The 25,753-nt window shown below is 64.3% G+C and carries 22 protein-coding genes and 2 tRNA genes; 21 read left to right on the top strand and 3 right to left on the bottom strand.

Annotated elements, in window-relative coordinates; translation table 11 throughout:
* Nucleotides 1–26: 26 nt before the first annotated feature.
* The 14 genes from ftsH to pnp all read left to right on the top strand — a co-directional run bounded on the left by ftsH (nucleotide 27) and on the right by pnp (nucleotide 14,438).
* Nucleotides 27–1,961: an ATP-dependent zinc metalloprotease FtsH gene (ftsH, locus tag ACOOFO_RS12035; protein WP_420427003.1), complete on the top strand. Its 1,935-nt coding sequence runs from the start codon at nucleotides 27–29 to the stop codon at nucleotides 1,959–1,961.
* A gap of 63 nt (nucleotides 1,962–2,024) precedes the next feature.
* Complete coding sequence (gene folP / locus ACOOFO_RS12030; protein WP_420427002.1) at nucleotides 2,025–2,855, top strand: dihydropteroate synthase; 831 nt, start codon at nucleotides 2,025–2,027, stop codon at nucleotides 2,853–2,855.
* Nucleotides 2,856–2,891: 36 nt separating this feature from the next.
* Nucleotides 2,892–4,235, top strand: coding sequence for a phosphoglucosamine mutase (gene glmM, locus ACOOFO_RS12025; protein ID WP_420427001.1), 1,344 nt, complete (start codon nucleotides 2,892–2,894; stop codon nucleotides 4,233–4,235).
* A 44-nt stretch (nucleotides 4,236–4,279) separates the two neighbouring features.
* The gene (gene tpiA, locus ACOOFO_RS12020; protein ID WP_420427000.1) at nucleotides 4,280–5,044 is read left to right on the top strand and encodes a triose-phosphate isomerase; all 765 of its coding nucleotides are present in this window, start codon (nucleotides 4,280–4,282) and stop codon (nucleotides 5,042–5,044) included.
* Nucleotides 5,045–5,081: 37 nt separating this feature from the next.
* On the top strand, nucleotides 5,082–5,462 hold the full coding sequence (secG, locus tag ACOOFO_RS12015) for a preprotein translocase subunit SecG (protein WP_420426999.1): 381 nt from the start codon (nucleotides 5,082–5,084) through the stop codon (nucleotides 5,460–5,462).
* Between the two features lie 43 nt (nucleotides 5,463–5,505).
* Nucleotides 5,506–5,592 (top strand) — tRNA-Leu (locus tag ACOOFO_RS12010).
* A gap of 99 nt (nucleotides 5,593–5,691) precedes the next feature.
* Nucleotides 5,692–5,768, top strand: a tRNA-Met gene (locus ACOOFO_RS12005).
* A 55-nt stretch (nucleotides 5,769–5,823) separates the two neighbouring features.
* Nucleotides 5,824–6,282, top strand: coding sequence for a ribosome maturation factor RimP (rimP, locus tag ACOOFO_RS12000; RefSeq protein ID WP_420429764.1), 459 nt, complete (start codon nucleotides 5,824–5,826; stop codon nucleotides 6,280–6,282).
* A gap of 24 nt (nucleotides 6,283–6,306) precedes the next feature.
* Nucleotides 6,307–7,794: a transcription termination factor NusA gene (nusA, locus tag ACOOFO_RS11995; protein WP_420426998.1), complete on the top strand. Its 1,488-nt coding sequence runs from the start codon at nucleotides 6,307–6,309 to the stop codon at nucleotides 7,792–7,794.
* Nucleotides 7,795–7,851: 57 nt separating this feature from the next.
* Nucleotides 7,852–10,617 (top strand): translation initiation factor IF-2, encoded by a 2,766-nt coding sequence (gene infB, locus ACOOFO_RS11990; RefSeq protein WP_420426997.1) that lies wholly within the window; start codon nucleotides 7,852–7,854, stop codon nucleotides 10,615–10,617.
* 20 nt (nucleotides 10,618–10,637) lie between these two features.
* The gene (rbfA, locus tag ACOOFO_RS11985) at nucleotides 10,638–11,021 is read left to right on the top strand and encodes a 30S ribosome-binding factor RbfA (RefSeq protein ID WP_420426996.1); all 384 of its coding nucleotides are present in this window, start codon (nucleotides 10,638–10,640) and stop codon (nucleotides 11,019–11,021) included.
* Nucleotides 11,022–11,023: 2 nt separating this feature from the next.
* Nucleotides 11,024–11,944: a tRNA pseudouridine(55) synthase TruB gene (gene truB, locus ACOOFO_RS11980; RefSeq protein ID WP_420426995.1), complete on the top strand. Its 921-nt coding sequence runs from the start codon at nucleotides 11,024–11,026 to the stop codon at nucleotides 11,942–11,944.
* Nucleotides 11,945–12,032: 88 nt separating this feature from the next.
* Complete coding sequence (gene rpsO / locus ACOOFO_RS11975) at nucleotides 12,033–12,302, top strand: 30S ribosomal protein S15 (RefSeq protein ID WP_420426994.1); 270 nt, start codon at nucleotides 12,033–12,035, stop codon at nucleotides 12,300–12,302.
* A gap of 33 nt (nucleotides 12,303–12,335) precedes the next feature.
* Nucleotides 12,336–14,438: a polyribonucleotide nucleotidyltransferase gene (gene pnp, locus ACOOFO_RS11970; protein ID WP_420426993.1), complete on the top strand. Its 2,103-nt coding sequence runs from the start codon at nucleotides 12,336–12,338 to the stop codon at nucleotides 14,436–14,438.
* 519 nt (nucleotides 14,439–14,957) lie between these two features.
* On the opposite strand, the gene ACOOFO_RS11965 is transcribed toward pnp, so the two are convergent.
* Both ACOOFO_RS11965 and ACOOFO_RS11960 read right to left on the bottom strand, forming a co-directional pair.
* Entirely contained in the window at nucleotides 14,958–15,209 is a 252-nt protein-coding gene (locus tag ACOOFO_RS11965; protein ID WP_420426992.1) for a hypothetical protein, read from the bottom strand.
* Between the two features lie 23 nt (nucleotides 15,210–15,232).
* Nucleotides 15,233–18,817 carry an Rne/Rng family ribonuclease gene (locus ACOOFO_RS11960; RefSeq protein ID WP_420426991.1) on the bottom strand — a complete coding sequence of 1,195 codons (3,585 nt, stop codon included), beginning with the start codon at nucleotides 18,815–18,817 and terminating at the stop codon, nucleotides 15,233–15,235.
* A gap of 416 nt (nucleotides 18,818–19,233) precedes the next feature.
* Here ACOOFO_RS11960 and ACOOFO_RS11955 point away from each other — a divergent pair, with 416 nt between their 5' ends.
* Genes ACOOFO_RS11955 through ACOOFO_RS11945 form a run of 3 tightly spaced genes read left to right on the top strand, consistent with a single transcriptional unit; the run spans nucleotide 19,234 to nucleotide 21,873 of the window.
* Nucleotides 19,234–20,178, top strand: coding sequence for an RluA family pseudouridine synthase (locus tag ACOOFO_RS11955; protein ID WP_420426990.1), 945 nt, complete (start codon nucleotides 19,234–19,236; stop codon nucleotides 20,176–20,178).
* Nucleotides 20,179–20,853, top strand: coding sequence for an HAD-IA family hydrolase (locus ACOOFO_RS11950; RefSeq protein WP_420426989.1), 675 nt, complete (start codon nucleotides 20,179–20,181; stop codon nucleotides 20,851–20,853).
* 12 nt (nucleotides 20,854–20,865) lie between these two features.
* Nucleotides 20,866–21,873, top strand: coding sequence for an oxidoreductase (locus ACOOFO_RS11945; protein ID WP_420426988.1), 1,008 nt, complete (start codon nucleotides 20,866–20,868; stop codon nucleotides 21,871–21,873).
* Nucleotides 21,874–21,882: 9 nt separating this feature from the next.
* Here the strand turns inward: ACOOFO_RS11945 and ACOOFO_RS11940 are convergent, their stop codons facing one another.
* Complete coding sequence (locus tag ACOOFO_RS11940) at nucleotides 21,883–22,488, bottom strand: Maf family protein (RefSeq protein ID WP_420429762.1); 606 nt, start codon at nucleotides 22,486–22,488, stop codon at nucleotides 21,883–21,885.
* A gap of 27 nt (nucleotides 22,489–22,515) precedes the next feature.
* Between ACOOFO_RS11940 and ACOOFO_RS11935 the strand changes: the two genes are divergently transcribed.
* The 4 genes from ACOOFO_RS11935 to radA are packed head-to-tail and all read left to right on the top strand — an operon-like array spanning nucleotide 22,516 to nucleotide 25,736.
* A complete protein-coding gene (locus ACOOFO_RS11935) occupies nucleotides 22,516–23,037 on the top strand; it encodes a YceD family protein (protein ID WP_420426987.1) in 522 nt (173 codons plus the stop codon).
* Nucleotides 23,038–23,040: 3 nt separating this feature from the next.
* Nucleotides 23,041–23,226, top strand: a complete 186-nt coding sequence (gene rpmF / locus ACOOFO_RS11930) for a 50S ribosomal protein L32 (RefSeq protein ID WP_420426986.1) — start codon at nucleotides 23,041–23,043, stop codon at nucleotides 23,224–23,226.
* A 23-nt stretch (nucleotides 23,227–23,249) separates the two neighbouring features.
* Nucleotides 23,250–24,299, top strand: coding sequence for a phosphate acyltransferase PlsX (gene plsX / locus ACOOFO_RS11925; protein WP_420426985.1), 1,050 nt, complete (start codon nucleotides 23,250–23,252; stop codon nucleotides 24,297–24,299).
* 57 nt (nucleotides 24,300–24,356) lie between these two features.
* A complete protein-coding gene (gene radA, locus ACOOFO_RS11920; protein ID WP_420426984.1) occupies nucleotides 24,357–25,736 on the top strand; it encodes a DNA repair protein RadA in 1,380 nt (459 codons plus the stop codon).
* The last annotated feature ends 17 nt before the right edge of the window (nucleotides 25,737–25,753 follow it).

Here is a 25,753-nt window from a genome sequence, read left to right as displayed (position 1 = left end):
GCAAACGTAATGACGAGGGTAAAAACTTGAACGACCTCGCTCGCAACCTGCTTCTCTGGGTGGTGATACTCGTCGTGATGATGAGTGTCTTCAATAGTTTCTCCGATCGCTCGCAGAGCGCGCCGGAGCTGAACTATTCCGAATTCCTGAGTCAGGTGAAGCAGGACAAGATCGAAAGCGTTGTCATCGAAGGCCAGGAAATTCGTGGCCAGATGCGCAACGGCCAGAGCTTCTCGACGACGAGTCCGGAGACGGACAATTCGGCGATGATCGGTACCTTGCTCGACAACAACGTGCGCATTACGGGCCAGAAGCCCGAAGGCACGCCGTTGTTGATGACACTGCTGATCAATTCCTTCCCGATTCTTTTGCTGATCGCGGTATGGATCTACTTCATGCGGCAGATGCAGGGTGGTGGCGGCGGTCGCGGCGCGATGAGCTTCGGCAAGTCCAAGGCGCGCATGATGGCCGCTGATCAGATCAAGATCACGTTCAATGACGTGGCGGGCGTCGAAGAGGCGAAGCAGGAGGTGGCTGAGTTGGTCGACTTTCTGCGCGACCCCAGCAAGTTCCAGCGTCTGGGTGGTCAGATTCCGCGCGGAGTGCTGATGGTGGGCTCGCCCGGTACGGGTAAGACCTTGCTCGCCCGCGCGATCGCCGGCGAGGCGGGTGTGCCCTTCTTCACCATTTCCGGGTCGGATTTCGTCGAAATGTTCGTCGGTGTGGGCGCGTCGCGCGTGCGCGACATGTTCGAGCAGGCCAAGAAGCAGGCGCCGTGCATCATCTTCATCGACGAAATCGATGCGGTTGGCCGCCAGCGTGGCGCGGGCCTCGGTGGGGGGCACGACGAGCGCGAACAGACCTTGAACCAGCTGCTGGTGGAGATGGATGGCTTTGAAGGCAATGAAGGCGTGATCGTCATTGCCGCGACCAACCGTCCGGACGTGCTCGACCCGGCGCTGCTGCGTCCTGGTCGCTTCGACCGCCAGGTGGTTGTGCCGCTGCCGGACGTGCGGGGCCGCGAGCAGATTCTGAAGGTCCACATGCGTGCCGTGCCGCTGGCGGAAAACGTGAAGCCGGAAGTCATTGCGCGTGCTACACCGGGCTTCTCGGGCGCGGATCTGCACAACCTCGTCAACGAAGCCGCGTTGTTCGCCGCGCGCGCCAGCAAGCGCCTGGTTGACCAGGACGATTTCGAGCGCGCCAAAGACAAGATCATGATGGGGGCTGAGCGCCGTTCCATGGTGATGTCCGACGCCGAGAAGCGCCTGACCGCCTACCACGAGGCGGGCCACGCCATTGTTGGCTTGTCCGTGCCGGACCACGATCCGGTGTACAAGGTCACCATCATCCCGCGTGGCCGCGCACTGGGCGTCACACAGTTCCTGCCCGAAGAGGACCGCTACAGCTTTACCAAGCAGCGCCTCAACAGCCAGATCTGCTCGCTGTTCGGCGGCCGCATCGCCGAGCAGATGATTTTCGGCGACGAGCACGTGACGACGGGTGCTTCCAACGATATCGAGCGCGCCACCGAAATCGCCCGCAACATGGTGACGAAGTGGGGTCTGTCCGAAAAGCTCGGGCCGCTGACCTATTCCGAAAACGAGGGCGAAGTCTTCCTCGGAAAGTCCGTACAGCAGCAGAAGCATGTCTCCGACGAGACCGCGCATGCGATCGATCGCGAAATCCGCGAAATCATCGATAGCAACTATGCGCGCTCGAAGACCATTCTCGAGCAGCACGAGGACAAGCTGCACACGATGGCCGAGGCGCTGCTCAAGTACGAGACCATCGATAGTGGCCAGATCGCGCGCATCATGCGTGGCGAGCCGGCGGGCACGCCGGAAAACTGGGATGACGGCAGCAAGGACAGCACGCCGCCCAGCGGGCCAACGGCCCCGGCCACGCCACAGGCTGACGGGGGCGAAGCGCCTGGCGGCGCCGTCAATCCGGCAAGCTGATTGCGCCTTTGCTGAACGAGCGCCGGGCACTGCCCGGCGCTTTACTTTGAGAGGTCGGTCGAATTGCTTCCTCACGATTGGCTCACGGACGGTACGACCGTGATGGGCGTGCTGAATGTCACCCCGGATTCCTTTTCCGATGGCGGTCGCTTTCTCGATGCACGACAAGCCATCGATCGCGCATGCCAGATGGTGGAGGATGGCGCTCACATCATTGACATTGGCGGCGAGTCCACCCGTCCGGGGGCGACACCGGTGCCCCTGGAAGAGGAGCGGCGGCGGGTCTTGCCGGTGCTGCGTGCCCTTCGCCAGGCAATGCCGCACGTTGTGCTGTCGGTAGACACCATGAAGCCGGAGCTCATGCGGGAGGCTGCCGATGTGGGCGCCGACCTGATCAACGACGTCAACGGTTTTCGTGCCCCCGGTGCCCTGGAGACGGCGCGCGACAGCGGCTGCGCGCTGTGTCTGATGCATATGCAGGGAGACCCACAGACCATGCAGCAGGCACCCGCGTACGACAGTGTGGTGGACGAGGTCGAGGATTGGTTGCGCGCCCGTGTTGAGGCCTGCGCTGCAGCGGGGATCGATCGCAGCCGGATTCTGGTCGATCCGGGGATCGGTTTTGGCAAGCGACTGGCGCACAATCTCTCGTTGCTGGCGCATGTTGACCGCTTCCAGGCGATGGCGGCGGGCGTGCTGGTCGGCGCGTCGCGCAAGTCGATGTTTGGGCAATTGCTCGACCTGCCTGTCGAGGAGCGTCTGGCCCCGGGCCTTGCTGTGGCGGCCGTCGCTGCCTGGCAGGGGGCGGCCATCATCCGTACCCACGATGTGCGCGAGACCGTGCAGGCCGTCGCCACGGCGCAGGCACTGCGCAGCGCGCGGCTTGGGCGATAATGGGCACTGCGTCAGCATCAATCAGACGGGGGAGGCATGGGTAGACGCTATTTCGGCACCGATGGCGTGCGCGCGCGCGTCGGTGAAGGCGCCATGACGCCGGATTTCGTCATGCGGCTCGGCTGGGCGGCTGGCCGCGTGCTCGGCAACGGCAGCCGTGCGCCTGTGCTGATCGGAAAGGACACGAGGCGATCCGGCTATCTGTTTGAATCGGCTCTGGAAGCCGGTTTCGCGGCCGCGGGAATGGACGTTGCCCTGCTGGGGCCGCTGCCGACTCCGGGCGTGGCCTATCTGACTCGTGCACTGGGCGCCGCCGCGGGCGTGGTGATTTCCGCTTCGCACAATCCGCACGAAGACAATGGCGTGAAATTCTTCTCCGCTGCGGGCGACAAGCTCAATGACGAGATAGAAAGCGCGATCGAGGCGATGGTCGATCAGCCGCTGGAGTGCGTCGAGCCGGCAAGGGTGGGTGCCGCGCAGCGGGTCAGCGATGCCCAGGCCCGCTATACCGATTTCTGTGCGGACAGCTACAGCGGGCCTTCGCTGCATGGCATGCAGGTGGTGCTGGACTGCGCCAACGGTGCGGCGTACCAAGTGGCTCCACAGGTCCTGGCGCGTCTCGGTATGCGCCTGTCAACGATTGGTGTGGCGCCGGATGGCTTCAATATCAATCTGCGTTGCGGCTCCACCCATCTCGAAGCCCTGCAGGAGCGGGTCATCAGTACTGGCGCAGAGCTCGGCATCGCGCTGGACGGTGACGGTGACCGCTGTTTGATGGTGGATGGCAATGGGCAACTGGTGGACGGTGACCAGATGCTCTTCTTGCTTGCCCGCCATCGTCATGCGACGGGTACGCTGCGCGGGCCGGTGGTGGGGACGCTGATGAGCAATCTGGCGCTGGAGCAGGCCCTCGTTGACCTCGGTATTGCCTTTCATCGGGCCAAGGTGGGCGACCGCTATGTGCTGGAGCGGTTGCAGAGCGAGGGTGGTGAGCTGGGCGGGGAGAATTCCGGGCACCTGCTGTGCTTAGACAAGAACACCACCGGTGACGGATTGATATCGGCGCTGCAGTTGCTTGAGGTCGTTCGCAGCAGTGGCAAGAGCCTGGCGCAGCTGGCAGCCGAGATTCCGCTCTATCCGCAGGTCATGGTCAATATCCGAGCGGGTACCGACGCCGCGGCACTCTGCCAAGATGCCCGCGTCCGCCAGGCGGTGTCCGAAGCCGAGGCCCAACTCGGGAGCAGTGGCCGCGTGCTGTTGCGGCCGTCGGGCACGGAACCCCTGATTCGCGTCATGGTGGAAGCCCAGGAGGCTGCCGTGGCTCGAACACAGGCCGATCACATTGCCGCCGCCGTGCGCCAGCAGGCACAGGCGGCCTAAGCGCGCAGGACGCGCGTGACATCACGCACATCTAGGGAGTCGTCATGCCAAGAACACCATTCGTTGCCGCCAACTGGAAGATGCACACCACAAGGGAGGAAGCCGAGCGCCTGGCGCGGGACATCGCCGCCGGGGTTGCCGGCGTGGACGACGTGGATGTCGTTGTGTGTCCGCCCTCCTGTTACCTGATTCCGGTCGGCGCCGCGCTGGCGGACGGTCACTGCGCCCTTGGCGCGCAGGATGTGTCGGACGTGGTGGGTACGGGTGCGCACACGGGCGACATCAGCGGCGCCATGGTGCGGGATTGTGGCGGGCAGTTCGCCATCGTGGGTCACTCCGAGCGTCGCGCCACCAGAGGTGAAGACGATGCCTGTGTCGCCAGCAAGTTCGAGGCCGCACAGGCAGCGGGTCTGGTGCCCATCCTGTGCGTGGGCGAGACCTTGGAGGAACGCGATAGCGGCAATACCGAGGCGGTGCTCGAGCGCCAGCTTGGTGCGGTTGTGGCGCGGGTCGGGGTGGCCGCCTTTGCGAACGCCGTGGTGGCCTACGAGCCGGTGTGGGCTATCGGAACCGGGCGCAGTGCCAGTCCGGAGCAGGCGCAGGCTGCCCACGCGCGACTGCGCGCGACATTGGCCGCGTCGGATGCTAAAATCGCGGATTCTGTGCGGATCCTCTATGGCGGCAGTGTCAAAGCAGACAACGCTGCGGAGCTGTTCGCACAACCCGATGTGGACGGTGGTCTTATTGGCGGTGCCTCGCTGAAGGCGGAACAGTTCAGTGCCATCGTGAAGGCCGCCGGCGCCCACTAGTCTCGCCATCCGCCCTACGAAACACCACGGAATTTTCATGTACACGGCTCTGGTCGCAATCCAGGTTCTGGTCTCCCTGGCACTTATCGCTTTCGTTCTTCTGCAGCAGGGCAAGGGTGCCGACGCCGGCGCTGCGTTCGGCGCGGGTGCCTCGGGTACCGTTTTCGGTTCGCGCGGCTCCGCCAACTTCTTCTCACGGGCCACGGCGGTCTGTGCGGTGCTCTTCATGAGCATCAGTCTCGCGCTGGCCTATCTGGTCAACGATATGGCGCAAACCGAAGCCGGCAGTGTGGTCGAGAAGATGGCGGATGACGCCGGTGCCAATGCCACAAGCGGCCCGGTGGTTCCCGAGGATGAGGCACCGGTTTCCGGGGCAGACGAAGCGGGCACTCCGTCCCGTCCCAGCATTCCGGAATAAGGGCTGGCGCTTGCCGGAAGTCGCCGCTACAATGCGCGACCCCGCCGACGTGGTGGAATTGGTAGACACGCTATCTTGAGGGGGTAGTGGGCGAAAGCCCGTGTGAGTTCGAGTCTCACCGTCGGCACCACAGATGTTCACCGAGGCAGGACGAGCGTGCCCGGTTGAGCAGGAAAGGCCAGAGGGGCTTCATCTGAAGCGGCAGTTTCGTTACAATGTGTGAATCCGGTGCGGGGTGGAGCAGTCTGGCAGCTCGTCGGGCTCATAACCCGAAGGTCGCAGGTTCGAATCCTGCCCCCGCTACCAACTTTCGATTTTACGAAAGGCCCCGGTTTTCGGGGCCTTTTTGTTCCTGGCGATCATGAACGGAAAGGATGTGCAACTGGCTGAATTGCTCGAACCGACGGTAGAAGCCGCAGGGTTCGAGTTGGTGCACGTTGAGTTCATTTCCGGCAACAACGCGGTGCTGCGGCTCTATATCGACTCGCCCGGCGGGATTGAGATTGCCGACTGCGAAGCGGTCAGTCGCGAGGTTTCGGCGTTATTGGATGTCGAGGACCCTTTGCCTGGCGCTTATCAGCTGGAAGTTTCCTCGCCGGGTCTCGATCGTCCTTTGACCAAGGCGGAGCACTTTGAACGCTTTGTGGGCGAGGAAATCCGAATCTGGTTGCGCGAAGCCTGCGAAGGGCGGCGCAAGTTCAAGGGGCGCTTGGCGGCCTTCACCGGTGCGGCACTGACGCTCGATTGCGATGACATCCAAATGGAAGTGCAGCTGGATGAAATCGAACAGGCACGTCTCGTGCCGCAATACTCACTCTAAGGCTGCTGACGGAACGTTGCTGGCATGAATAAGAATGGCAAGAACGTACTCACCGTTGTCGACGTTGTCTCGAACGAGAAGAACGTCGAGCGCGAGATCATCTTTCAGGCCATCGAGGCGGCGCTCGCTTCGGCAACCAAGAAGCGCTATCCCGACGACATTGACGTCCGTGTGACGATCGACCGTCATACCGGTGAATACGAGACCTTCCGGCGCTGGCTCGTGGTGGATGACGAGGATCCGGAATTCGAGTCCCCCGTTCGTCAGACGCTGTATTCGCGGGCCGTCGCGGACCATCCGGACATTCAGGTCGGCGACTATGTCGAAGAGCAACTCGAGAACGAGGAGTTCGGGCGCATCGCCGCGCAGGCGGCAAAGCAGGTCATCGTCCAGAAGGTGCGCGAGGCCGAGCGCGCGCAGGTGGTCGAGGCCTATGAGGAGCGCGTCGGCGAGTTGATCACGGGCGTGGTCAAGCGCATGGAACGCGGCGCTGTCATCGTCGACCTCGGTGGCATCACCGAGGCCATCATTCCAAGAGACCACCTCATCCCGCGGGAACCGCTGCGCGTCGGCGATCGTGTCCGTGGCTATCTGTACGAAGTCAGCCCCCAGCAACGTGGACCGCAGCTCTTCCTGTCGCGCACGGCGCCGGAATTCCTGCTCGAGCTGTTCAAGCTGGAAGTCCCGGAAATCGCACAGGGCTTGATTGAGTTGCGCGGCGCGGCGCGCGACCCGGGGTTGCGTGCAAAGATTGCCGTGCAGGCCAAGGACAAGCGTATCGACCCGGTCGGTGCCTGTGTGGGTATGCGCGGTTCGCGCGTACAGAGCGTCTCCAACGAATTGGCGGGGGAACGCGTCGACATTGTTCCTTGGGACGACAACGTCGCTCAGTTCGTCATCAATGCCATGGCGCCGGCCGAAGTCGAGTCCATTGTGGTGGACGAGGATGCCCGCTCGATGATCATTGCGGTGGACGAGGAGCGTCTGGCGCAGGCCATTGGCCGTGGCGGTCAGAATGTCCGTCTGGCCTCCGAACTGACCGGCTGGACCTTGAACGTGATGACCTCCGAACAGGCTGCGGCCAAGACGGAGGAAGAGAATACGGCGCTGCGTAACATGTTCATGGAGTCGCTCGGCGTGGATGAGGAAGTGGCCGACATCCTCGTCCAGGAAGGCTTCACCAGCCTGGAAGAAATTGCTTACGTACCGGAGCAGGAGCTCACAGCTATTGAGGAATTCGACGACGCGATTGTCGAAGAGCTCCGCACCCGTGCGCGCGACGCGCTGCTCGCCAATGCCATCACTGGCGGCGGGGAATCGCCTGCCGAAGATCTGTTTGAGGTCGAGGGCATGACCGATGAGTTGGCGCACTCACTGGCGGCTCAGGGTATCCGTACCCGCGACGATCTCGCGGACCTCGGTAGCGACGAACTGTCGGAGCTTATCGGCATCGAAGAGGATGCCGCCGGAGAAATCATCATGGCCGCTCGCGCGCACTGGTTCGCCGAATAGGCCACCGCGCACCTGCGGTCAGCGCCCCCATTTGCATCAGGACATCCCGACAACATCATGCCATCGGTAACGGTTCGAGATTTCGCCACGGAAGTGAAGCTTCCCGTCGATGCACTGCTCACGCAGTTGCAGGAAGCAGGTATCAAGGTGGAGAACGCGGATTCGACCTTGTCGGATGCCGACAAGACGGCTCTGCTTCAGCATATTCGCGCCAAGCGCGAAAAACAGAGTGCCGGTCAAGCGGCTAGCGGCCGCATGGGTTTGAAGCGCAAGACCACCACCGAGCTCAAGCTGGGCGGCGGTCGCGGCGCTGGCGCGCGCACCGTGAGCGTGGAGGTGCGCAAGCGCCGCACCTTTGAGAAGCCGCCGGCCGAAGACCCCAAGGCGGCCGTAGCTGCGGAGGAAGCCCGCCAGGCGGAAGAAGCCGCAGAAGCCGAACGTTTGCGCAAGGAGGCCGAGGCGAAGGAAGCCGCCGAGCGTGAACAGGCGGAACGCGAGCAGGCCGAGCGCGAGGAAGCCGAGCGCAAGGCGGCCGACCAGGCACAGGCCGAAGCGGAGGCGGAAGCGGAGGCCCGACGCGAGGAAGAAGCCGCGCCAGCGCCTGCTCCGTCGGATGCCGCCGAGCCCGAGGCAAAGCCCGAAGAGTCGGAAGCGCAGGCTGAAGCGTCGTCTGAAGGCGAGGCACCCGAAATCAAGGCGGAGGATGCCGAGTCCACGCCTGCCGAACCGGCAGCGGCAGCGCCAAAGAAGGACGAGATTATCGATTCCGGCCGGCGCGCGGCCTCTGCGCTGCGTCAACGCGCCGCCGAGAACCTGCGTCGCGCCGCCGAGATGCGCGCAACGCAGCCCGAGCAGCCGCTGGCGCCGACACCGGCGCGTCCCGCCGCCGGGGCTAAGCCCGACAAGGGCTCGCGCAAGGAATTGCACGTCAAGGCAGGCAAGTCCGGTCGCCGCGAGAAGAAGAGCGGTCGTCGTCAGCGCGTGCAGGTCGACAATCGGCATGGCTTCGAGAAGCCCACCGCACCGGTGGTGCGTGATGTCGCCGTACCGGAGATGATCGGCGTGGGCGATCTGGCCTCTGCTATGGCAGTCAAGACCGGCGATCTCATCAAGACGCTGATGCGCATGGGCGTGATGGCCACCATCAACCAGACGTTGGATCAGGACACGGCCGTGCTCGTGGTCGAGGAAATGGGGCACCGTCCGCACCCGGTGTCGGAGCAGGCCGAGGAAGAGGCGCTGGTGGCAGCAGCCACTGCGGGCAGCGATGAAGCGCGACAGGAAACGGCACGGGCACCCATCGTTACGGTGATGGGCCACGTTGACCACGGCAAGACGTCGTTGCTGGATTACATCCGGAAGTCGCGCGTGGCCTCCGGCGAGGCGGGCGGCATTACGCAGCACATTGGTGCTTACAATGTCAGCACGCCACGCGGCAGCATCACCTTCCTTGATACACCGGGCCATGCTGCATTCACCCGGATGCGCGCACGCGGTGCGCAGGTGACAGATATCGTCATCCTCATCATTGCGGCGGATGACGGCGTCATGCCGCAGACGCGCGAGGCAATTCAGCACGCGCGCGCCGCCGGCGTGCCGATGGTGGTCGCGATCACCAAGATCGATAAGGAAGACGCGGACGTCGACAAGATCAAGTCCGAACTCACCAAGGAAGAAGTGGTGGTCGAAGACTGGGGTGGCGATATCCAGTGCGTGGCCGTGTCGTCGCACACCGGCGCCGGTGTCGAGGAACTGCTCGACTCGGTGGTTCTGCAGGCGGAGCTGCTCGAGCTGAAGGCCGTGGTGGATGATGTGGCGCGCGGCGCCATCATTGAGTCCAGTGTTGAAAAGGGTCGTGGTCCGACCGCCACCGTGCTGGTGCGCAACGGCACCCTGAAGCAGGGCGACGTGCTGATTGCCGGGCCGTACTTTGGCCGCGTGCGCGCAATGTTTGATGACAGCGGCGCACCCTGCAAATCCGCCGGGCCCAGCACGCCGGTACAGGTCCTGGGCCTTTCGGGCGCACCCGATGCGGGCGAAGAGGTGATGTCGGTCACCGACGAGCGGGCGGCGCGTGAACTCGCCGAGTTGCGTGAGAAGAAGCTGCGTGAGCAGAAGCTGGCGCAATCTCAGGCGGTACGCCTCGACCGTGCCTTTGAGCGCATGGGCAGCGATGAGCACAAGCAGCTCAACATCATGATCCGTGGCGACGTGCAGGGCTCGGTGGAAGCGCTGAGCGAGGCGCTGACCAAACTGCCGTCCGAGGAAGTCAAGGTCAATATCGTGGCCGCCGCCGTCGGTGGTATTTCAGAGTCCGATGTCGATCTCGCGGTCGCCTCGGAGGCGATCATCATCGGCTTCAACACGCGTGCGGACGGCAAGGCACGGCAGCGGATCCAGGCCACCGGCGTGGATGTGCGCTACTACTCGATCATCTACGACGTTATTGACGATATCTCGGACGCCATCTCCGGCCTGCTCGGTACCGAGCTGCGCGAGAAGATCGTCGGCACTGCCGAAGTGCGCGATGTGTTTCGCAGTTCCGCCTTCGGCGCCGTCGCAGGCTGTCTCGTGGTCGATGGCGAGGTGCGTCGTGGCCTTCCCATCCGCGTGCTGCGCGATCAGGTAGTCATCTACGAAGGCGAGTTGGAGTCGCTGCGTCGTCACAAGGATGACGCGCAGAAGGTCGAAGCCGGCACCGAGTGCGGTATCGCGGTCAAGAACTACAACGACGTCAAGGTCGGTGACCAGATCGAGTGCTATGACCGCGAAGAGGTGCGTCGTAAGGTCAGCGCAGAGCAAAGCGGCGGGCGACGCGGCTAGATGGCGCGGTGATCTGAGTCGTGCCTTCGACCCGCGAATACCCGCGCGCGGCCCGTGTGGCGGTGCAGCTGCAGCGTGAGATCGACGAACTGGTGCGTGAGCACTTCTCCGACCCCTGTCTGGATGGCATCACGATCACCAGCGTCGATGTCTCGCCGGATCTACGCAATGCGCGGGTTTACGTCAGCCGCCTTGGCAAGCCCGTGGATGATGCCTGCGCCTTCTTGGAGAAGGTGCGCGGGCGGCTGCGCGGCTGGCTTGGCAAACGCCTGAAACTGCGGCGCGTGCCGGAACTCAGCTTCCGCCCGGATGCGCTGCCGGATGAGGCGGATCGCATGAATCTGCTGATTCGCGAGGCGCGTGCCCGGGATCGTGACGACAACGACGAAGACGCACCGGAGTAAGCATGGGGCGTCGTCGCAAGCCTTGGATGCGGGATGTCAATGGCATCCTGCTGCTCGATAAGCCGGAGGGCCTCAGCTCGAATCACGCGCTGCAGCGCGTCCGGCGCCTGTATTCGGCCGCCAAGGCGGGCCATACCGGCAGTCTTGATCCGCTCGCCACCGGAATGCTGCCGGTCTGCTTCGGTCCCTGCACCAAGCTTAGTCATTACCTGCTCGATGCCGACAAGCAGTACACCGTCGGCATGCGCTGGGGGGCGCGCACGGCGACCGGTGATGCCGAGGGTGATGTGGTCGAGGAGAACGCGGTTCGGCCGGATGCCGACACCGTTGCGCGCACGGCGCAAGACTTCGTCGGTGAGATCGGGCAGGTGCCACCGATGTATTCCGCGGTGCATCACCAGGGCCGTCGTCTCTATGAGATCGCCCGAGAGGGGGGCGAGGTCGAGCGTCCGAGCCGCGTCGTGACGATCTATGCGCTGCAAGTGGGCGTCCAGGAAGGTGACATTCTGCCGCTGGAGGTGCGTTGCTCCAAGGGAACCTATGTGCGCACGCTGGTGGAAGATCTCGCCCGTGCGTGCGGTGCGCTGGCGCATGTCGCGTGGCTGCGGCGCGACGCCGTGGGCCCCTTTGCCGCATCGGCGATGCACGCTATGGCGGACGTGGAAGCTGCCGCAGAACAGGGAGCTGCAGCCCTCGATGCGCTGTTGCTGCCGCCTTCCGCGGCGCTTACGGATTGGCCGGCCGTCACCCTGGACGCGGCCCGCGCCTTCTATCTGTCCCGGGGCGAAGCGGTGCGGGTCGCCGCCGCTCCGTCGCGCGGCCGGGTGGCCATCTACGGCCCCGGCAATGCACTGCTCGCCCTAGGCGAAATTGACGCTGACGGCATGGTGGCTCCGCGGCGCATGATGCAGCTGCCCGCATAGTGGGCATTTACTTGTATCCCCCAGTTGAGCGCCGCTACAATAGCGGGCTTTACAAACATCCTTAGTAGAATTTCGGAGCGGTTGATCTATGTCCCTTGATGCAGAATCGAAGCGTGCTGTTGTAGAGAAGTTCCAGCGCGAGCCCAACGATACCGGTTCGCCGGAAGTTCAGGTCGCGTTGCTCTCGGAGCGCATCAAGACCCTGGGTCCGCACTTCGAAAAGAACAAGAAAGACCATCACTCGCGGCGTGGCCTGCTGAAGATGGTCAATCAGCGGCGCAAGCTGCTGGACTACCTCAAGCGTAAGGATGTCAGCCGGTATCAGAACCTGATTTCCGAGCTCGGCCTGCGCCGATAGGCGCGGCCCTCCCGTTACCACATCGAGGATTCCATGGCGCCCAGCGATACGCGCGTTAGCATTTCTTTTCCCTTTGGTGGCCGCACGGTCACGCTCGAGACCGGCGCGATGGCGCGGCAAGCCAGCGGCGCGGTCAAGGTCACCATGGACGACACCGTCGTCCTCGTGACGGTGGTCGCCAAGAAGGATGCCCGTCCCGATCAAAACTTTTTTCCCCTGACCGTCGACTACCAGGAGCGTTCCTACGCCGGTGGTCGCATTCCGGGCAGCTTCTTCCGCCGCGAGGGACGACCGACCGAGAAGGAGACCCTCACCAGTCGACTGATCGATCGCCCGCTGCGTCCGTTGTTCCCGGACGGCTTCATGAACGAAGTGCAGATCATCGCCACGGTCTTGTCGCACAACCCCGATGTGGACGGCGACATCCCGGCGATGATTGGCGCCTCGGCCGCGGTCGCCCTGTGCGGCGTGCCCTTCAATGGGCCGATCGGCGCAGCCCGAGTGGGCTATGTCGATGGTCAGTACGTCCTCAATCCTTCGGCTACGCAACTGGATAGCTCGGATCTTGATCTCGTTGTTGCGGGGACCAACGAGGCCGTTCTGATGGTGGAGTCGGAAGCCAAGCAGCTTTCCGAAGAAGTGATGCTCGGTGCCGTGCTCTTCGGGCACGAGCAAATGCAAGCCGCCATCAAGGCCATCAACGAGCTGGTCGAGAAAGCGGGGCAGCCACGTTGGGAATGGGCGCCGCCGGCCGGTGCGGCCGAGGTGCTCGAGGCCGTCCGCGCCGAAGCAGGCGACCGTATGGCGCAGGCTTTTGCGATCACCGACAAGCTTGAACGACGCGATCGTGTCGCGGAAGTCAAGACGGCGGTGAAGGAAGCCCTGTGCAGCGGTGACAACGCGCGCTACGACGAGCAACGCGTCGGCGATGCGCTGCATACGCTGGAAGCCGAAGTCGTCCGTCATCGCATCCTCGATCAGCAGCCGCGTATCGACGGGCGCGATACCCGCACAGTGCGGCCGATTGAAATCGAAGCCAAGGCACTGCCACGGACCCATGGTTCGACGATCTTCACGCGAGGTGAAACGCAGGTGGTGGCGATCACGACCCTGGGAACTGCGCGCGACGCCCAGCTTATCGATGCCATCGATTCAACCTACAAAGACACCTTCCTGCTGCATTACAACTTCCCGCCCTATTGTGTGGGCGAGACCGGCCGACTGATGACTAAGCGGCGCGAAGTGGGTCACGGACGCCTGGCCAAGCGGGCACTGGCGGCCGTGATGCCGGATCTGGAAAAGGAATTCCCCTACGTCGTCCGCGTCGTATCGGAGGTCACTGAATCCAATGGCTCGAGCTCGATGGCGACCGTCTGCGGCGGTTGCCTTTCGCTGATGGACGCCGGTGTGCCGATCAAGGCGCCTGTCGCTGGCGTGGCCATGGGCTTGATCAAGGAAGACGATCGTTACGCGGTGCTGACCGATATTCTCGGCGACGAGGATCACCTGGGCGATATGGACTTCAAGGTGGCCGGCACGGCAGAAGGTGTGACCGCGCTGCAGATGGACATCAAGATCAACGGCATCACTGCCGAGATCATGAAGGAAGCGCTCGCGCAGGCCAATGAAGCCCGAATGCACATCCTCGGTGAGATGAACAAGGTCCTCGCCGCGCCGCGCACCGAAATGAGCGAGTGGGCGCCGCGCATCACCACCATCAAGATCAATCCCGACAAGATTCGTGAAGTCATCGGCAAGGGCGGAGCTACCATTCAGGCACTGACCAAGGAAACCGGTGCGGCAATCGACATCGACGACGATGGCATCGTTCGCATCTCGGCAGTGGACAAGCAGGCGACCGATGCCGCAGTGGCCCGCATTCAGGCGCTGACACGCGAGATCGAGGCGGGTGATATCTACGAAGGCAAGGTGGCCCGGATCATGGATTTCGGCGCCTTCGTGACGATTCTTCCGGGCAAGGACGGGCTGGTCCACATTTCGCAGATCGCCGAAGAGCGCGTCGAGAACGTGACCGATGTGCTGAAAGAAGGCGACGTCGTGCGTGTGAAGGTGCTCGAAGTGGACAAGCAGGGACGTATCCGCCTGTCCATGAAGGCGTTGGCTGCAGAAGCCTGATTACAAGGCGCGGCGAAGGTTCGCACGCATCGGACGTGGTTCGGCCCCGTTAAGGGGCCGATCCGGAGGCTGACAATCCGAGGAGTGCACAAAAAGTTGCAGGAGTGCGCATATTTGGTGCATAAATAGCACCCATAAAAAAAGCCCCCTGTAAACAGGGGGCCAAGTGCGAGAAAGACACAGAGGTCTTTCTGGAGGAGACCTGGTGAAAACATAGGGAGAAAATTTTGGCCCGCCTCGAGCGGGCTTTTTTCTTTCTATGTTTGTTGCGGTGCAGTATAAGCCTTACATTGTTGGCTGTCAATGCCGCGCTGCACAAAAAAAAGATAACGAAAACAGCGGCATAGCTTTTATGCAGGGGGAAAATGACGCACGCGTCAGCAAAAAATGACGCCAGCGTCATTCAATCGCAGTGCAGCACGCACAGCTACTACCAAGGGCGACACATGCCCGCCACTGCAGTGCATTGATCGATGCCCACTCGTGCGTCGCTGTGGTGATTGCCCGTGATTGGCCGCGTCAGTCGAGCGGCTGCGCCGCAAGGTGCCGCGCGATGCTGCTGGATTCGCCGGTAACAGCATCGATCAGCGGCAGTTCACGCCATTCGGGGGCGTGCCGGCGTGGATCGCCGTGCTGATCCGCCTGCAAAGCGCGGGGGCGGTCAACAGCCCGCAGTATCAACAGCCCGTCACGCTCCAGCACTTCCTGCAATGCAAAGGTGTGGCCATCAAGCTGCACGCGCGCACCCATGCGCGCGCGCAGTGATGTCACCAGCGCCTGATAAGCTGAAGGTGTCAGTGTGAGGCTCCACTGCCGCTCTGCCGTTGCTCAGGCGTCTCCGCATCCTCTGGAGCCGGCGACGCGGCGGGCGCGGTGTCCTCATCTTCTGCTGCTCGGGAGGCTTCCTCATCGATCGCGGCGCTGCGATCATCGGGTGACGCCGTAGCATCTTCCTTCGGGTCTGCACCGGACTGTGGAGCCGGCGACTGCTGGGCGCCCTCTGAGTTGGCGTCTTCCGCGGTAGCGATCAGGCGAGGAATGAAGCCGTCGTCGCTGTGTTCCTTGGCCGGGGCGGATTCGACCACCGTCACGCTATCCGCCTCCGTGGGGTTCGCTGGCTGCACGAGACGGGGTACAAAGTCCGCGTTCTCGCTGTTTGATTCGCCGGCCTCGCGTGGCGTCGCTGCGTGATGCAGGCTAGGCGCCGGTAGGGGCTGTGACGGTTCCGGAGTGGTCGTGGCAACAGGCTCGCGCTCGCTGGTAGCGGTATCCGCTGTTGCCACCGGGATCTCGTTCTCGGGAGGCTCGCCCGTGATGGATTCCGTGGGGGTTTGCTCCTGGACATTCGCGTCTTCCGAGGCTGCCTGTTCATCGGTAGCAATGGATGCCGCACCGCCAAGTTCGTCATCGACGGAGTCGGGTGTGGAAGGCGCAGTCGCTTCGATCACTTCCCCAGCGGCAGCATCTTGTAGCCCCGTCCGTGTGTCGTCGGTGTGGTCATGGGGAGGTCCCGCGTTGTCTTGCGCATTGACTTCCTGACCTGACCCTCGGCCGTCGTCGGCGCTCGGCGCGGATCCGTGGCTGTACGCAGCCTGTGGCATCACAGAATGGGTGGTCTCATTCTGGTAGGTAGCCTCGGGCGCCGCGGCTGCTTCGGTCTCGTCGTCCCAAGGACGGGACGGAGGCGGCGGGGCCACGATTGCGTCGGCGGGAATACGACGGCCAGAAGGATCAGATGCGACCGTCGCGCTCGCGTCCGGCGCGGTCGAATTCGCTTGCTCGGGTGTGTCGTTCGTTCGTGCCGAGGTCGCTTCGCCTGCGCCAAGGCTTTGCGTTGCGGACGACGGTGTGGACGTGGCGGTGTTTTCGCCTTCGCTATCCGATGAGGCGTTTGCGCCCTCGGCGTGCTGGGTTGCGGTGGCCTGGTCCGAGTTGGTGTGAGCATCGCTCTGGCCGGTACCCGCTGCAGCCGCGCCACCGCGACGCCGATTGCGTCCGCCGCGCCGACGCCGGCGCCGCTTCGGCGTACCGTCACTGGCGTTGTCTTCGCCACTGCCATTCTGACGTTCCCCCGATGCCGGCGTGTTGTTGTTGCTTGCCTCGGTAGCCTCTGTGTCGCGAGCGGGCGTCTGTTGCGACGCCGAAGCCTGACGTGGCTCCGACTTGTCCGCGCTGGGATCAGCGGCATGGTGCGCGGGCGCCGCCGACGCTTCGCTGTCCATCTGCTGGGAAGCAGCGGCACCCATCTTCTCGGCAGCGCGGTTCGTGCTGCTGTCGTTGTTACGTGGGCGTGCGTCCGAGCTTTCCTTCGCCTTCTGCTTGGTGCCGGCGCCATTCGTCTCCGTAGAGGGCTTGGCGGAAGAGGCAGCCTTGCGGCCACTTTCCTGTCCGCTCTGGGCATTTGCACGGGCGCCGTTCGTGCCTTCATTCGTGTTGCTTCCGCCGCCGCTGCTCCCACGCCTTTCGCTCGTGTTCCCTGAGCGTCGGCGGTTGCTGCCGGAGCCACGGCTGCGGCGACCGGTGCTGCTGCTCTGTCCGGCGCCTCGGCGGGAGTGACCGCTTTGGCCGCTGCGCTGGCCGCCGCCGGCGCGGCTGTCGGCTGATGTGGTGGCTTCGCCGTCCGTGCTGGACGACTCCACACTGGCCGAAGCCGTGCTCGCGCCAGCAAACCAGGCCCGAACACGTTCCCAGAAGGTGGGCTTCGTCACGGTCTCCGGGGCTGTCGTCGGTGCGGGCGGCGCCTCGACGGACTTGGGTTCGGGAGGGGGAGTCGACGGACGCATCATGCTGACGGCTGGCGTTTCCGGTTGCGGGGCCTTATCCCGGCTGGACGCCTTCTCGGCGGCAGAGGCTTCGGAAAAATCCTGGGCGAGCCGGTAGCTGCTGGAGGTGTCCGGCCGGTTGGCCTGCTTGCCGTCGAGTTTCTCCCGAGTGATCTCGAAGCGTGGTGTCAGCAGTGTCGGATTCGGCACGACGATGATGTCGGCCTTGTTGCGGTCCTCGATCTCTCGCACTACTGCGCGCTTCTCGTTGAGCAGGAAGGCCGCGACATCGACCGGTACCTGCGCCAGTACGCGCCCCGTCTTCTCCTTCATGCACTCCTCTTCAATGAGTCGCAGCATGGACAGGGCCAGCGATTCCACACTGCGGATGTGGCCGTGGCCCTCGCAGCGAGGGCAGGCTTCGTGCGTGTGTTCACCCAGCGCGGGCCGCATGCGCTGGCGAGAGAGCTCCAGGAGCCCGAAGCGGGATATCCGCCCCGCCTGAATCCGGGCGCGATCGCGCTCGGTGGCCTTGCGCAAGCGCTCTTCCACCTGGCGCTGGTGCTTGTTGGCGCTCATGTCGATGAAATCGATCACCACCAGGCCGCCCACGTCGCGCAGACGAAGCTGCCGTGCAATCTCATCGGCGGCTTCCAGATTGGTCTGGAAGGCGGTTTCCTCGATGTCCTTACCACCCGTGGCGCGCGCGCTATTGATATCGATGGCGGTCAGCGCCTCGGTGCGATCGATCACGATCGATCCTCCGGAAGGCAACTGGACCTCGCGCTGGTGAGCGCTCTCGATCTGCGACTCGACCTGAAAGCGCGAAAACAGCGGGATGTTGTCGGTGTACAGCTTGAGACGCGGCAGCGTCGACGGCATGACGTGTGCAAGGTGCGCCTGTGCCTGCTCATAGAGCTCCGGGTTGTCGATGATGACCTCACCGATATCCGGGCGCAGGTAGTCGCGCAGCGCGCGCAGGATGATGTTGGATTCCTGGTAAATCAGGAAAGGCGCCTTGCGTTGCTCCGCCGCTGTGGTGATGGCGTTCCAGATTTCGGCCAGATAGTCGAGGTCCCATTGGACCTCCTCGGCGCTGCGGCCGATGCCGTTGGTGCGGACAATCACCCCCATGCCATCGGGACAGCTCACCTGGCTGAGCGTCTCGCGCAGTTCGTCGCGCTCTTCACCTTCGACGCGTCGGGAAATGCCACCGGCGCGCGGGTTGTTGGGCATGAGTACCAGGAAGCGGCCGGCCAGCGAGATGTAGGTGGACAGCGCTGCACCCTTGGTGCCCCGCTGCTCCTTCTCGACCTGCACGATGATTTCCTGGCCCTCGCGGATCTGGTCCGGCGATCGGCCACCGCCATCCGGCGTCTGCTTCAGGTATTCGGGCGCGATTTCCTTGATCGGCAGGAAGCCGTGGCGCTCTGCGCCATAGTCGACGAAGCAGGCTTCCAATGAGGGCTCGACGCGCGTCACGCGGCCCTTGTAGATATTGGCCTTTTTCTGCTCTCGGGCGGCCGTTTCTATGTCAAGGTCGAGGAGCTTCTGACCGTCGACGATAGCGACACGCAGCTCTTCCTGCTGCGTGGCATTGATAAGGATGCGTTTCATGCGGATGTGCTCTTGATGAAGAAGCGCAGCCGCGGATGTCTGAGGGATTCAGGACCGTTCTACTGTGGGCACCTGGATCAACGCTTCGTAGCGCTTGGCGCGGCATCGACACAGCCGCCGGCCTGCGACGGAGTCGCGGCATCGGAAGGCGGGCTGTGGTCGGGGCGGGCATAGGCGCTATCAATAAGCGGTGGTGCTTTAGCATGACGCGCGTGGGCGCGCCTGAATCGGTATTCTCTTGGCCATCCGCGGTACGCGGTGGTGGGGACCGCGCATAGAGCGCGGTTGCAAAAATTCGAATGCCATGCTGAGCATGCCAACCGCCGTGAGGCTGCGCGTTCAGCGCGCGCTCGCAACGGTTCGCCGCACGCACCGGAACACTGGTGCCATACGTGCAATCACTGGGTAGTTTGCCTGTGTCCAACCATGATTCACAAGTCCGCCATGTTGTCGTAGCGCAAGAAAATGACGGACAGCGCATCGACAACTACCTGCTGAGCCTGCTGCCGGGGGTTCCGCGCTCGCATGTTTATCGTCTGCTGCGCTCCGGTCAGGTGCGCGTCGACGGTGCCCGCGCCAAGCCGAGTCGGCGAGTGCACCTGGGCGAGACGGTGCGCGTTCCTCCGGTGCGCACGGCGACGCGAAGCACCACGCGACGGCCGCCGGACGATCTCCTGCGTCGACTGCGGGAGCGCATTCTGCTCGACGATGCGCACTACCTGGTCCTCGACAAGCCTGCCGGTCTGCCGGCACACGCTGGCACTGGCGCTGACTTCGGCGTCATCGAAGTGGTGCGCGCCTGGGAGCGGTATCCCTATGTCGAGCTGGCGCACCGTCTTGACCGGGATACCAGCGGCATCATCGTCCTGGCGAAGTCTCGGCCCGCTCTGCTGCGCGCGCAGCAGGCGATGGGGGGCGGTGGTGCAGACAAGCGCTACCTGGCCTTTTGCGTGGGGCCCTGGCGCGGCGGTCCGCGTGAAGTGACTTCCGCGCTGCGCGTGCAGCGCGAGTCGGGCCAGAAGCGCGCGCGGACGGCGGAGGATGGCAAGGCGGCCGTGTCGGAATTCATCCCGACCACCTGCACACGCTATGGCGCCCTCTGCGAAGTGCGCATCGGCACCGGACGCATGCACCAGATCAGAGCGCACGCGGAGTCTATTGGCCATCCGGTGGCGGGGGATCGAAACTACGGCACGCGCGAGCAACATGCGCCCGTGCGCGAAAAGGGCGGCTTGCGCCGCCTGTTTCTGCACGCCCATAGACTGCGCTTGCCCACGGCAGAGGGCTTCGACACGCTAGCCATAGAATCCCCGCTCCCGGAGGAACTCCGGGCCGTGGTGACCCGACTGGAAGGTGGATGAATGGCGCGGCAGTTCGATTTGCTGATCTTCGATTGGGACGGAACGCTGGCGGACTCGACCGGCGTCATTGTCGATGGTATGCAGCGCGCCATACGCGCCCTGGGGCTGGCTCCACGCAGCGATGAGGCCATTCGCAGCCTGATCGGGCTTGGCTTTCGCGAAGGCTTGGCAGAGCTCTATCCCGAGCACGATCCGGCGGCATTGGAGGCGACGCTGATGGCCCACCGTTCGGCGCAGGGTGAGCATGCCGCGCATAGCGTCGCGCCACTCTACGACGGTGTGCTGGAGGTGATCGCGACGCTGCACACGAGGGGCCACGGCCTGGCCGTTGCCACCGGCAAGTCGCGCATCGGCCTGGACCGGGCCATTGCGCATCACGCGCCGCTGGAGCGGGCCTTCATCGCCACGCGCACGGCCGACGAGACCGCGACGAAGCCGAATCCCTTGATGCTGTTCGAGTTGCTCGAAGAATGCCGTGTGCCGGCGCATCGCGCGCTGATGATCGGCGATACGGATTACGACATCGCCATGGCCGAAGCCGCTGGCGTACCCTCGCTGGCAGTGGCCGGGGGTGCCCATCCCGCGGAGCGTCTGCACGCGGCGGGCGCACTGGGGGTACTCGACGCCATCACGCTTTTGCCGGCATGGTTGGAAGCCGGACCACTCAAGAACTAGGGGGACAACGCAATGAGCCGCTTCGAGGCACTGCGCATACATGACAACGGCGACAAGACCACGCGTTGCGAGGCCGAGCAACTGACGCTGGAGGATCTGGGCGAGGGTTCGGTGGTCATCGACACGCATTGGTCGTCGGTGAACTACAAGGACGCGCTCGCCGTGACCGGCGCCGGTCGCATCATTCGACGCTTCCCCTGCGTTCCCGGCATCGATCTGGCCGGCGTGGTCGCGGAATCCTCAGATCCGCGCTACGCCCCGGGCGACAAGGTGCTCGTCACCGGCTGCAATATCGGGGAAGCCCTTGATGGCGGTTATGCCCAACGGGCGCGACTACCTGCCGACGCGGTAGTGCCCTTGCCAGCCGGCCTTGATCTGCGCGAGGCCATGATGCTTGGCACCGCAGGCTTTACGGCCGGGCTGGCCGTATTGCGCATGCTCGACAACCATCAGCACCCGGAGCTGGGCCCGATCCTCGTCAACGGCGCCACCGGTGGCGTAGGCAGCATCGCGATACAGTTGTTGTCAGCCCTCGGCTATCGCGTCACGGCGGTATCGCGCAAGTCGGATGCCGAAGCGCATCTCAAAGCCCTGGGTGCCAGCGAGGTGGTCACCCCCGAGGCAGTGGCCTCCGGCGGCAAGCCCTTGGAAAAGGCGCAATGGGGCGGGGCAGTCGATAATCTTGGCGGTGAGGCGCTGGCCGCGATGACGCGTACGGTGGTTCCCTTCGGCAATATCGCGTCGATTGGCTTGGCCAGCGGGATCGAGCTGAATACCACCGTCATGCCCTTCATCCTGCGCGGTGTGTCCTTGCTCGGTATCCACTCGGTGGAATGCCCGCGCGCGATGCGCGAGGCGGTTTGGGAGAAGCTGTCAGGCCCGTGGAAGCCGGCCAAGCTGGAGGCCATTGTGACCAACACCATCGGTTTGGAGGCCTTGCCGGACTACTGTCGCCAGCTGATCGACGGCACAGTCACCGGACGCGCGCTGGTACAGCTTCGAGCCGATGCCGTGTGTTAAGGCACGAGGCTAGGGCAGCAGCAGGCCCGCCTGGCGCAGCAGCGTCGCGGTGGCGATCAACGGCAGCCCCTCAAGCGCAGTCGGATCTGGGCTCTGCACCGCTTTGAACAGGGTGATGCCGAGGCCTTCGCATTTGAAACCTCCGCAACAGTCGGCAGCCGGTTCGGCGTCCACATAGCGGTTGATCGCATCGCTGTCGAGCGGCCGGAAGCGTACACGGGTACGCACCAGGCGCTGGCGTTCGCGGCGGCGGCCGCCGTCTGGGTAGACGAGCGCAACTGCAGTGTGGAACTCTGCCGTCTTGCCGGAGAGCCATTGCAGCTGCGCTTTCTGCTGCTCGGCGCTGCCGGGCTTGGAAAGGATGCGACCCACGCAGCTAGCGACCTGATCGGAACCGATCACCCAATGCTCGGGATGCTGCCGGGCGACCGCCCGCGCCTTCAGGCTCGCCAGCCGGCGCGCCCGGTCCCCCGGTTCGGTGGCGGGCTCTGCCTCCTCATCCACTGCCGGCGCGCAGGTATCGAAGGTCAGTCGCAGCCTCTGAAGCAGACGCGCGCGATAAGGAGAGGTCGAGGCGAGCAGTAGAGGGGGCGGGTATGCGCCAGGTGCGTTGATCAACGGACACCCTTTTCGTGATGGTTTTTGACGAAATGCCTGCGGGTCTCTATCATCGCGCCCGCAATGGGCACTCACAGCTTGCCAGAGCGCGTCATCCTGGATCGGTTCTGTGGCAAGCAGCAGGAAGTTGCCGCGACCCTGGGTCCAAAGGACCTACCGCGCCTTGCGGCGCTGCTGAAAGCGCCGGAGTGGTCGGTAGCGGTGCAGGCCCGCGGCGAGCGGCCGCGTTTCGCGGTCCACCGTGTGGTGGGGGGCGCGGAAGGCTTCCTGCCTCTGGAGTGCGCGCGTTGCATGCGGATATTCGAGTGGCCATTGCATCTCGCGTTTGCTGTGGTCGTCGTTCAGGGCGAGGAAGAAGAAGCGCGCTGGATAGAGCAGGAAGATACGTGGCGGGCGGAGGATGCGGTGTTGCCGCTCCTGGAACGACTGGAGGACGAGCTGTTGCTCGCCCTGCCGGATCTGCCTCGATGTGAAGACGATGCGTGCGAAAGCCACGCGGAGAATTGGAAAAGCAGCGGCCCGGCGCCGGGTTCGCACGGAGAATGAAGCATGGCTGTTCAGAAGAGCAAGAAGTCCCGGTCCCGTCGCGGTCACCGTCGCGCGCACGATGCGCTGACGGGCCCCGCTCTGTCGACGGATCCGACCTCGGGCGAGACGCACCTGCGTCATCACGTCACTGCCGACGGTTACTACCGCGGTCGCAAGCTGATCGACACCTCCAGCGCCGAAGACTGAGCATCGCGGAAGGGCGATAGCGCGTGACGACGACGACGGGGGAGGCCGTGCGTCTCGCGGTTGACGCGATGAGCGGCGACAACGGCATCGAAGCCGTGGTCGCTGCAGCCTCCCTGTGTCTGCAACGCCACGACCGTGTGCGGCTAACCCTGGTCGGGGACAGTGAAACGCTGACAGCGGCGCTCGGGCGCCACGGGCTCGCGCAGGACGCGCGTGTGCTCGTGCAGCACGCCAGCGAAGTGGTGACCATGGACGAGCTTCCATCGCGCGCGTTGCGTGCGAAGAAGGATTCCTCCATGCGGGTGGCCATCAATCTCGTGCGTGATGGCGCGGCGGACGCCGCGATCAGTGCAGGTAACACCGGCGCATTGATGGCCATTGCGCGTTTCGTGCTGAAAACCCTGCCAGGGATCGATCGGCCGGCCATCGTATCCGCACTGCCGGCCCGACAGGGGCACACCTACCTCCTCGATCTGGGCGCCAATGCCGCCTGCACACCCGAGCAGTTGTTCCAGTTCGGCGTGATGGGCTCCGTTCTGGCGCGCCTCATCGACGGTACGCCGCGGCCGCGGGTGGCGCTGCTCAATATCGGCGAAGAGGAAATCAAGGGCGTCGAGGCCATCCACCGGACCCAGGAGTTGCTGCAGGCGTCGCGCCTGCACTATGTGGGCTATGTGGAAGCCAACGACCTCTTCGGCGATGCGGCGGATGTGGTGGTGAGCGACGGTTTCGTCGGCAATGTGGCGCTCAAGAGCGCCGAGGGCGTAGCCGGCTTCATCAAGGAGATGATGCAGGCGACTTTTCAGGAGCACTGGTGGGGCAAGGTCGCCGGTGCGGTCGCCTGGCCCGTGCTCAAGCGCTTGGGCTCGCGGATCGATCCGCGGCGCTACAACGGGGCGAGCCTGCTTGGTCTGCGTGGGGTCGTGATCAAATCGCACGGTGGCGCGGATAGTGTGGCCTTCGCACACGCCATGGATGTCGCTATCGTGGAGGCCCAGCAGCGATTGCCGGCACGTATTGGCGAAGACATCGCGCGCGAACTGGGCACCGATGCCGCGGTAGGCACAGCCTGAACCAAGCGGACTACGGTGAGCCTGACCGCGCCACCGGATGCATGAGGGGCCTGCGGGATGGCGCGTGAAAAGACCCGATATGTATGCCAGCAGTGCGGCGCTCAGGCCATGCAGTGGTCAGGCCAGTGCAGCGACTGCGGCGCCTGGAACAGCATGGAGGCGCAGGCCGACCCCGGCGGTGGCAGTCGTACTTCGCGGCGTACAGCTTCGGCGGCGCGCGACGCTGCGCGTCGCGTTCAGATTCTTTCCGATGTGTCCGAGGATCTGGTGCCGCGCATGGCGAGCGGCATGCCGGAATTCGACCGCGTGCTGGGCGGGGGTTTCGTGCCTGGCGGCGTGGTGCTGATCGGCGGGGACCCTGGAATCGGAAAATCGACGCTGCTGCTCCAGGTGCTGGCGCAGATGCAAGCGGCCACTCCCACCCTGTACGTCACCGGCGAGGAATCGCCGTCGCAGGTCGCCTTGCGTGCGCGGCGGCTCGGGCTGCCACGGCTCGACCTTCCGGTGCTCGCGGAAACCGGCGTCGAAGATATCCTCGCGGCGGCAGTGGCATCGCGGCCCGGCCTTCTGGTGATCGACTCCATTCAGACCCTGCACAGCAGTGCCCTCGAATCGGCCGCTGGGTCGGTCTCGCAGTTGCGCGAGAGTGCCGCGCAGCTGGTGCATTACGCCAAGCGCGAGAACTGCTGCATCGTCATCGTGGGGCATGTCACCAAGGAAGGGGCGATTGCCGGGCCGCGCGTACTCGAGCACATGGTCGATACCGTGCTGTACTTCGAGCACGATGTGGGGAGCCGCTATCGCGTGGTACGTGCGGTGAAGAACCGCTTCGGCGCGGTCAACGAACTTGGCGTGTTCTCCATGGAAGCCGCGGGGCTGCGTGAAGTCGCCAATCCCTCGGCCATCTTTCTATCCGGACATAGTTCGCCAGTCCCTGGCAGCGCCGTCACCGTGACCCGACAGGGCAGCCGGCCCTTGCTGGTCGAGGTGCAGGCCCTCGTGGATCGCGCGCAGAGCGGCAACCCGCGGCGCGTCACCCAAGGGACTGACGGCAGTCGACTGGCCATGCTCATCGCCGTGCTCAATCGCCACGGCGGCGTGTCACTGGCTGATCAGGATGTCTTCGCCAATGTCGTCGGCGGTATGCGCATTCAGGAGACCGCCGCCGATCTGCCGCTGCTGCTGGCAGCGGTGTCTTCGCTGCGCGGCCGGCCGTTGCCAGAGCGCACCGTGATTTTTGGCGAGGTGGGACTCGCCGGGGAAATTCGGCCGGTACAACAGGGCGAAGAGCGCCTGCGTGAGGCATCAAAGCAGGGCTTTCAGCGCGCCATCGTGCCAGCCGCCAATCGGCCGCGGCGCGGTGTGCGTCTGGGCCTGCACGTCGACGCCGTTGAGCGCCTCGAGCAGGCGGTAGCGGCCGCGCGCGACGCGGATTAGCTGTGCTTACCGTGCCG

This window comes from Algiphilus sp. (assembly GCF_965216485.1).
Taxonomy (GTDB): Bacteria; Pseudomonadota; Gammaproteobacteria; order Nevskiales; family Nevskiaceae; genus Algiphilus.
The sequence above is the reverse complement of the archived record's forward strand: the minus strand, read 5'-3'. Positions and strand labels throughout refer to the sequence as shown.